The 8,221-nt window shown below is 69.2% G+C and carries 7 protein-coding genes and 2 pseudogenes; 4 read left to right on the top strand and 5 right to left on the bottom strand.

Going from position 1 to position 8,221, the window contains the following annotated elements:
* Positions 1-20 precede the first annotated feature (20 nt).
* On the top strand, positions 21-824 hold the full coding sequence (locus ACIA5G_RS15240) for an enoyl-CoA hydratase-related protein (protein ID WP_395923484.1): 804 nt from the start codon (positions 21-23) through the stop codon (positions 822-824).
* An 82-nt stretch (positions 825-906) separates the two neighbouring features.
* On the top strand, positions 907-1,422 hold the full coding sequence (locus ACIA5G_RS15245; protein ID WP_395923485.1) for a dihydrofolate reductase family protein: 516 nt from the start codon (positions 907-909) through the stop codon (positions 1,420-1,422).
* Here the strand turns inward: ACIA5G_RS15245 and ACIA5G_RS15250 are convergent.
* Genes ACIA5G_RS15250 through ACIA5G_RS15260 form a run of 3 tightly spaced genes read right to left on the bottom strand, consistent with a single transcriptional unit; the run spans position 1,419 to position 4,482 of the window.
* A complete protein-coding gene (locus ACIA5G_RS15250) occupies positions 1,419-2,966 on the bottom strand; it encodes an acyl-CoA carboxylase subunit beta (protein WP_395923486.1) in 1,548 nt (515 codons plus the stop codon). The genes ACIA5G_RS15245 and ACIA5G_RS15250 overlap by 4 nt on opposite strands.
* The gene (locus tag ACIA5G_RS15255; protein WP_395923487.1) at positions 2,963-3,733 is read right to left on the bottom strand and encodes an SDR family oxidoreductase; all 771 of its coding nucleotides are present in this window, start codon (positions 3,731-3,733) and stop codon (positions 2,963-2,965) included. The genes ACIA5G_RS15250 and ACIA5G_RS15255 overlap by 4 nt, the downstream gene beginning before the upstream one ends.
* Positions 3,730-4,482: an SDR family oxidoreductase gene (locus ACIA5G_RS15260; protein ID WP_395923488.1), complete on the bottom strand. Its 753-nt coding sequence runs from the start codon at positions 4,480-4,482 to the stop codon at positions 3,730-3,732. Before ACIA5G_RS15260 ends, ACIA5G_RS15255 begins: the two co-directional genes overlap by 4 nt.
* Positions 4,483-4,854: 372 nt before the next feature.
* On the opposite strand from ACIA5G_RS15260, the gene ACIA5G_RS15265 reads away from it, so the two are divergent.
* Positions 4,855-5,184 carry a hypothetical protein gene (locus ACIA5G_RS15265; protein ID WP_395923489.1) on the top strand — a complete coding sequence of 110 codons (330 nt, stop codon included), beginning with the start codon at positions 4,855-4,857 and terminating at the stop codon, positions 5,182-5,184.
* Positions 5,181-6,245 carry a tyrosine-type recombinase/integrase gene (locus tag ACIA5G_RS15270; RefSeq protein ID WP_395923490.1) on the top strand — a complete coding sequence of 355 codons (1,065 nt, stop codon included), beginning with the start codon at positions 5,181-5,183 and terminating at the stop codon, positions 6,243-6,245. Before ACIA5G_RS15265 ends, ACIA5G_RS15270 begins: the two co-directional genes overlap by 4 nt.
* Positions 6,246-6,727: 482 nt before the next feature.
* Here the strand turns inward: ACIA5G_RS15270 and ACIA5G_RS15275 are convergent.
* Positions 6,728-7,217: pseudogene (locus tag ACIA5G_RS15275) on the bottom strand ((2Fe-2S)-binding protein).
* A gap of 132 nt (positions 7,218-7,349) precedes the next feature.
* Positions 7,350-8,114 (bottom strand): annotated as a pseudogene (locus ACIA5G_RS15280) (SDR family NAD(P)-dependent oxidoreductase); the annotation flags it as partial.
* Between the last annotated feature and the right edge of the window lie 107 nt (positions 8,115-8,221).

Here is an 8,221-nt window from a genome sequence, read left to right on the forward strand (position 1 = left end):
CCGACCCCGAGGAGGCGGCCATGAGCGAGTCCACTGTGGACGGCGTGCGGTATGCGGCGGACGGCCCGGTGGCCGTGCTGACCTTCGACAAGCCCGAGCGCAGCAACGCGATGGACGTGCCGATGCAGGCCCGCTACGGCTCGCTGCTGCGCCAGGCCGACGCCGACCCCTCGGTGCGGGCGGTCGTCGTCACCGGGGCGGGCAAGGCGTTCTGCCCCGGCGCGGACCTGGGCTTGCTGGACAACATCGCGACAGCGCCCCCGGCCGCCGGCGGCGGCCACGAGAACTTCCGCGACGTGCTGGCGGCGACGTCGGTGGGCGTCCCGGTGGTGGCCGCGATCAACGGCGGCTGCGCGGGCCTGGGCTTCGTCATCGCCTGCTCGGCAGACATCCGCTTCGCCGCGGCGGGCGCGAAGTTCACCACGGCGTTCGCACGTCGCGGCCTGATCGCCGAGTACGGCATCGCGAAGCTGCTGCCGGCGCTGGTGGGCGAGGGCCGGGCCCGTGACCTGCTGCTGTCGGGGCGGACGTTCACCGCGGAGCAGGCGCTGGACTACGGCCTGGTCCAGGAGCTGGTCCCGGCGGAGGAGCTGCCCCTGCGCGCCCACGCGTACGCAACCGAGCTGGCGACGTACAGCGCACCCCTCTCGATGGCGGTGATGAAGGCCCAGTTCGGCCGGGAGGCGTCGCTGTCCCTCACGGAGGCGGCGCGGGAGGCGACGGCGTTGATGATCGAGTCGTTCGGCCGTCCCGAGCTGGCCGAAGGGCTGGCCAGCTGGAACGAGCGCCGGGAGCCGAAGTTCCCGCCCCACCCGGCGCCCTGAGCCGCGCTCCGGGTGAAGCCGATGACTTTTCCGGCCGCCGGCGTCAGTACCGAGGTCCGCGAAACCGCCTCAAGGAGACACCGTGGCAAAATTGCTCTACGGCTTCAGCATGTCGCTCGACGGCTTCCTCGCCGGCCCCGGCGGCGACATGTCCTGGCTGACCCCGTACCTCGGCCCCGATCCGGTGGTCGACAACCTGATCCCGCGCATCGGCTCGCTGCTCGTCGGCCGGCGGACGTTCGGCGGTGACGACCCCCACCGCGGCGGTGAAGGGGAAGGCAAGGCGTTCGGCGGGGGCTGGGAAGGGCCGCAGTTCGTGCTCACCCACCGCGCCGCGGATCCCGTGCCCGGCGTGACCTTCGTCGGCAACCTGCCCGACGCGGTCGAAGCGGCAAAAGCGGCCGCAGGGGACAAATACGTCAACGTCCTCGGTGCCGACGTCGCCCGCCAGTGCCTCGAAGCCGGGCTCCTCGACGAAATCCTCGCGATGCCTGTCCCCGTCCTGCTCGGGGACGGCGTCCGGATCTTCGCTCACCCGGGCGGGACCACCGTCCCCTTGGAACTGATGGCGCCGAACTGGTATCGCGTCCTCCGCTAGGGGCGCATCCCGAACGACGGGCGGCCCACCAGCTTCGGCAGCACGGCGTAGGCGTCACCGATCCAGTCGCACAGCCGGGCGCGGGTCTCACGTGGATCGATGACGTCCTCGACCGAAAACCGCTCCGCCGTGCGGAACGGCGAGCGCACGGCGTCCAGGCGCGTCCGGATCTCCTCGATCCGGGCGGCCCGGTCGTCGGCCGCGTCGAGCTCGGCGCGGTAGGCGGCCTCGATCCCGCCTTCGACCGGCAGGGAACCCCAGTCGCCCGAAGGCCACGCCCAGCGGCGGACCAGCCGGTGCCGGTTGACCTGGCCCGCGCCGCCGACACCGAACACGCGCCGGACGATCACCTCGGCCATCGGCACCCGCGCCTGGTAGACCGCGGTGACAGCGCGGGCGCCGTGCCGGATCGCGCCCGCACGTTCGGCCGCCGCGCCGATCACCATGCCGGCCTGGTCGGTCAGGGACACCAGCGGCAGGTGGAACGTCTCGCAGAGGTCGACCAGCCGGGTCATGACGTCGGCACCCTCGGGGGTGAGCGTCGCGCCGCGGTACGGGTCGGTGGCGAGCACGCCGACCGGATGCCCGTTCAGCCGGGCGAGTCCCGCGTAGGCCGGGCCGCCCGACACGGCGTAGTCGAACACCGATCCCTCGTCGAAGACGCCGTCGAGCAGCGGCCGCAGCCGGTAGGGCTGCCGGCGGTTGCGCGGCACCAGCGACAGCAGTGCTTCGTCGCGCCGGTCCGGCGGGTCCTCGGTGGACGTCACCGGCGGCAAGGAATCCACAGAGGACGGCAGATAGGACAGGAACTGTTTCAAGACCGCAAAAGCCTCGGCTTCGGACGCCACGATGCGATCCACGGCGCCACTGCGCCGGTGGACGTCAGCGCCACCGAGCTCTTCCTTGGTGAGGTCCTCCCCCGTCGCGTGCTTCACCACCGGCGGCCCGGCGACGAACAGCTGTCCGACCTCTTCGACCAGGACGTTCAGGTGCGACATCACCGCCCGCGCGGCGCCGAGCCCGGCGACCGGGCCGAGGCAGAGCGCCACCACCGGCACCGTCGAGAGGTTGTCCACCACCAGGTCCCAGCCCGGGTTGACCGGGACGTAGGTGAAGCCGTGCTGCTCCAGCATCTTGACACTGCCGCCGCCCCCGGTGCCCTCGATCAGCCGCACCACGGGCAGTCCGAGCTCGTTCGCGAGCCGCTCGGCGTAAACCTGCTTCTCCATGATCGCGGCGTCGGCCGCGCCGCCGTGCACGGTGAAGTCGTCACCACCGATCGCCACCCGGCGGCCGTCGAGCCGCGCGGTGCCGATGACGAAGTTGGCCGGGGTGAACGCTTCGAGCTCGCCGTCCACATAGGACGCGGTGCCGGCGAGCGCGCCGATCTCGTCGAAGCTGCCGGGGTCGGCGAGCGCCGCGATCCGCTCGCGGACCGTCGAGCGCCCGGCGGCGTGCTGGCGGGCCACCTTCTCCGGCCCGCCCATGCGCTCGGCCAGCGCACGCCGCCGGGCGATCTCGTCGACCTCCGGCTGCCAGCTCATTCCGCCTCGAGCGCCGCTTCGACCTTGCGCTGCAGCTTGTTCATCCCGCCGAGCCAGCGATCGGTTTCGGTGGCCCGCGCGGCGTAGTAGCCGGCGACCTCTGGGTGCGGCAGGACCAGGAAGCGCTCCTCCTCGATCGCCGTGAACAGCGCGTCCGCGACCTGCTCCGGCTCGATCGCCGACGCGCCCATCAGCAGCTGTCCCGCGGTGCCGGTGCTCTCCAGCATCGCGGTGCGCACACCCTGCGGGCAGATCGCCTGCACGGTGATGCCACGGTGCCGGTAGGTCGCGGACAGGTATTCGGCGAAGGCCAGTGCGCCGTGCTTGGTCACCGAGTACGGCGCCGAGCCGAGGCTGGTGAGCAGCCCGGCGGCGGACACGGTCGCGACGAAGTGGCCCTTGCCGCGCTCGAGCCACGCGGGCAGCAGCAGGTTGGCCGCGCGGACGTGGGCCATCACGTTGACTTCCCAGGTGCGCGCCCAGACCTCTTCGGGGCTTTCCGCGCCACCGAAGGGCGCGATGCCCGCGTTGGCGCAGAAGACGTCGATCTCGCCGAGGGTCTCCCGCGCGCTCTCGATCAGCTTCGCGACCCCTTCAGGACTGGCGACGTCCCCCGCGAACGCCGTCCCGTCGACCTCTTTCGCGATTTCCGCGGCCTTGTCCCCGTCGAGGTCGGCGACGACCACCCGAGCACCGTCGGCGGCGAAGCGGCGGGCCAGCGCGGCGCCGATGCCGCCGCCACCCCCGGTGACGACAACGCCGGTCACAGGCCACCACCCAGGGTCACGCCGCCGTCGAGCACCATGGTCTGGCCGGTGATCCAGCCCGCGTCGTCCGACAGCAGGAAGGCGACCGCGCCCGCGATGTCGGACGGCATGCCGAGCCGCTTCATCGGGTAGGCGGAGGCGACCTCCTCCTCGCGGCCCTCGTAGAGCGCGGTCGCGAACTTCGTCTTGACCACGGCCGGGGCGACGGCGTTGACCCGGATCTTCGGCCCGAGCTCCGCACCGAGCTCGACGGTCAGCCGGATCAGCGCGGCCTTGCTGACGCCGTACATCCCGATGCCGGGCGAAGCGCCGAGGCCGGCAACGGAGGCGACGTTGACCACGGCGCCACCGTGCTCCCCCATCCACGCGTCACGGGCGCGCTTGGTCCAGCCCAGCGGCGCGAGCACGTTCACCCCGAGGATCTTGGCCGCGGCGGCGGGGTCGATGTCCAGCGTGGGACCGTAGACGGGGTTGATGCCGGTGTTGTTGACCAGGTAGTCGAGCCGCCCGAAGGTCTCGATCGTCTTCGCGACGGCCTCGTCCTGGTGGTCGGTGTCATCGGCCTTGCCGGGCACGAACATGGCGACGTCCGGACCGCCGAGCTCGTTGACCGCTTCCTCGAGGGCCTCGGGCTTGCGCGCGGTGATGCACACCTTGGCCCCGCGTTCGACGAGCGTCTTCGCGATCCCGAGCCCGATCCCCCGGCTGGCCCCGGTGACGATCGCGACGCGATCCTTGAACGAGTTCACGACAGTGTGTCTCCTTCGCTGTGGTGCGCGGCACATGCTAAGCAGTCGCTAAGTGGCCATTATGCGGGATACATCCCCACTCACAAGACCGACCTACATCACACCACGCTGAAACCCTGCGTGTTCATTCGTCACGGTGTGTAGATCGCTTTCGTGCCCTCCTCGACGTGGGCGGACGCATGGCACGGCGGCTCGAGGCGTCGGTGCCCGTCACTCCCAGGACGAGGTGCGCCGGTGTCTGACCCCGTCCAGCCCTTGATCCCCCGTGGTCACACTCTGTCACCGAGGCATGACTCCGGCCGAACTATCCGGGGACGATTGGTCGTCGGCGATGTGTCGCCACCGCTCCCTGGAGCGACCTGGTCCTACGCCATGAGCCGGCTGGACAGCTCCGGCCGTGTCACTGAGCAGTCGATGGTGGCCAGGCTCCAGTGGTCGGCTACCGATCGCCTGACCGCCACCGCTCACGGAAGCGAGGCAGTCATCATCCGGCGTGATACGTCCGGAGCGTTCGAGCTGTCAGGCCGACGACGGATTCGGATCCCCGCCAGCCTTCGCGCCCGATGCGCCCTCAACGCCGGCGACCAGGTCCTCCTCGCCGCCAGCACCCGCCACGACCTCCTGCTCGTCCACACCATGGCCGCCCTCGACCAGCTCCTGAGCAACCATCACCACAACCTCGTCCCGGAGGCCACGTCATGACCACTGCTGACCAGCAAGAGAAGCCAACGGACCTGGTAGCCGCGGCGATGCTGCTGCTGAACAGCATGGGCCTGTCCCTGAACGACCTGACGAAAGCCGACGTCACCACCCGCGCAGTTCCGACATTCGCCGAGTTCGTCCCACGCATCGCAGCGACCGCCAACGCGAACTCCGCCAGCAACTGGATCAACTACTGGCGGGTCCTGGTCTCCGACTGGGGCTCCCGAAAGATCACCGAACCGACAACCACCGAGCTCATGCAGCTCGCCGTCACCGTCCAGCAACAGGCAACCACCAGGAAGAACTCCCGAGGCGGCTACGGCGCCATGGCCAACTTCGTCGACGCCGTCAAGTACCTCTACCGCCAAGCAATCGCCGACAAGCACCTGCTCGCCACCGAAAACCCGGCAGCCGCCCTCAGCAAACCGACTCGACGCAGGAGTCCTCGCCACGCCCTGTCGAACTCGCAGCTGACCGACATCAACGAAGGCGCCGCCACCACCGGAAAAGACCCAGAACTGGACACATTGGTGATCCGCCTCCACACCGAGACCGCATGCCGCCGAAACGGCGCGCTCATGCTGCGCAGCCGCGACCTCAACCGAGACCAGATGACCGTGCGCCTACGCGAGAAGGGAAACACCGTCCGGGACCAACCCGTCTCCCCCACCCTCATGAACGCCCTGATACACCACGATCGACAACGGAACTTTCCACACGATCCTGAGGGCCGCCTCCTGCGTTACCGCAACGGCGATCCCCTGACGAGTGGCTACTACGACCGTCTCTGGCAGCGCCTCGGCCGCTACAAGTCGTGGATCAGCACGCTCGGAGTGACCGCACACTGGCTGCGCTACACCACATTGACCTGGGTTGAACGAAACTTCGGGTACGCCGTCGCAGCCGCCTTCGCGGGCCATGCGACCAGCCGCCGAAGCGGGACAACCCTTACCTACGTAGAGGGCACCGTCCAGGAAGTCGCCACCGCACTCGCAGCCCTTACCGGAGAACCACACCCGCTAGCACTCGAATCTGAACCTTCACCAGAGAAGAGTCCGTGATCAGCCGCAAGCACTCTGCCGGATATCAAACCTAGTGGAACGTCGGCTCGCCACGAGGCATCGCTCGCATGATCGACAGCGAGTAACTCGTGGCGAGCCGCAGGCAGCCCGCTGCAGTTGCAACCAGCTCATCGCGTCCGAGGACCGAGTTGAGCTGTAGCCGCACATTGAAGTTCGCCTCAGATCTACACCTCGAGCAACCGCGCCAGTTGCCGGAACTACGCGGCGAAAACGAGAGACGGGAAATTTCCCACGTCTGTGTGTTCAAAGGGGGACTTGAACCCCCATACGTGGGATATCTCCCGTGTTTGGGGAGATCATGCGCTCATAGTAGCGCAGCGTCATTGCTATCGCTCACGCCGTCCGCATGTCGGCGGACGAATCCGCGAGTATGACTTGCACGGCGCCTTGGTGAAGGAAAAGGGATACATGAGCCGTCGCTTCCCTCGCGCGGCCTGGTCGACCGCGCGCACGATGTTCACCTAGCACCCGCAGCGGCAGCGGTTGCCGCTCATCCACTCCCGGATCTCCGCCGCGGAGCCGGTGTGCCCCTCACCAATGCAGCCGACGCCGGACATGATCTGCCCGGACGTGCAGAAACCGCACTGGAAAGCGTCCTCGTCGATGAACGCCTGCTGCAGCGGGTGCAGAGCCGTGTCACCGGGGGCGAGGCCCTCGATCGTGGTGACCTCCGCCCCGTCCAGCCGGACCGCCAGCGTCAGGCACGAGTTGACCCGGCGCCCGTCGACCTGGACCGTGCACGCCCGCAGGCGCCGGCGCTGCAGCGCTTCTTGGTGCCGGTCAGGCCCAGGTGTTCGCGCAGCAGGTCCAGCAACGAAGTGCGGTATCGACGGTCACGGTGGACCGCCTGCCGTTGACCGTCAACGTGACGACACCGCCCGGCGGCGTCTCGGCAGTCTCCGCCGCGGCCCGCGCCAGGGGCGCCAAGGCGTCCGAGCTGTCCACCGCCATGGCGGCCCCGGCAACGGTCATGGCGGTGATGACCGTGCGCTGGTTCGGCCCGGACGGTGCGTCAGCAGGTTCGGCCGGTGTGGGTTCGTCCACGATTCGCTGCTCGGATCGGTGTCGTCACGCGAACGGGTGTCAGGAGGCGGGTTGGCTGCCCATGGCCGCTTCGGAGACCGGGTTCCACTCCTCCCACGTCGCGACGCGCTGCGTGTGTTCGTCACGCATGGCGTCGAGCAGGCCAGTGCCGAGGAAGATCCGCAGGGGCGGCTCCTCCGCGTCGACGACCTGGAGAATGGCCGGGGCGGTTGCCTGTGGGTCGCCGTACGTCGACCCGCTCCAGGACGCGGCGATGGCCTCGCGCACACCCTGGTAGGCAAGCACGTGCTCGGAGTGCACCGCCGAGCTGCCGCCCCAGTCCGTGGCGTAGCCGGCAGGCTCGACGATCGTGACCTTGACGCCGAAGCCGTGAACCTCGGCGGCGAGTGCCTGGCTCAGCCCTTCCAGTGCCCACTTCGACGCGTTGTAGATGCCAAGGCCGGGGAACGCGCGCAAGCCGCCGATCGAGGAGACCTGGATGAGGTGTCCCGAGCCCTGCTCCCGCAGGTACGGCAGCACCGCCTGGGTCACCCACAGCGCACCGAAGACGTTGGTCTCGAACTGCTCGCGAGCCTGCTGCTCGGTGACCTCCTCGGTCATAGCGAACAAGCCGTATCCGGCGTTGTTGACCACGACGTCCAGCTGCCCGAAATGGGCGTGGGCCGTCTTCACGGCCTGCTCCACCGCGGACTTGTCGGTGACGTCGAGGGTGATCGGCAGCACATTATCGCCGTAGCGGTCGACCAGGTCGGTGAGGGCCCCGACGTTCCGGGCGGTCGCGGCCACCTTGTCGCCCCGGCCGAGTGCGGCCTCGGCCTAGTGATCCGAGTTAGAGGTTCGCGTCGTAAGTATCTGGGTGCAGTAGCCGGCGAGGCTGTCCAGGATTTCGTCGGCGGTTCTAGTCCACACGA

It is taken from the genome of Amycolatopsis sp. NPDC051758 (genome assembly GCF_044453095.1).
Classification (GTDB): Bacteria; Actinomycetota; Actinomycetes; order Mycobacteriales; family Pseudonocardiaceae; genus Amycolatopsis.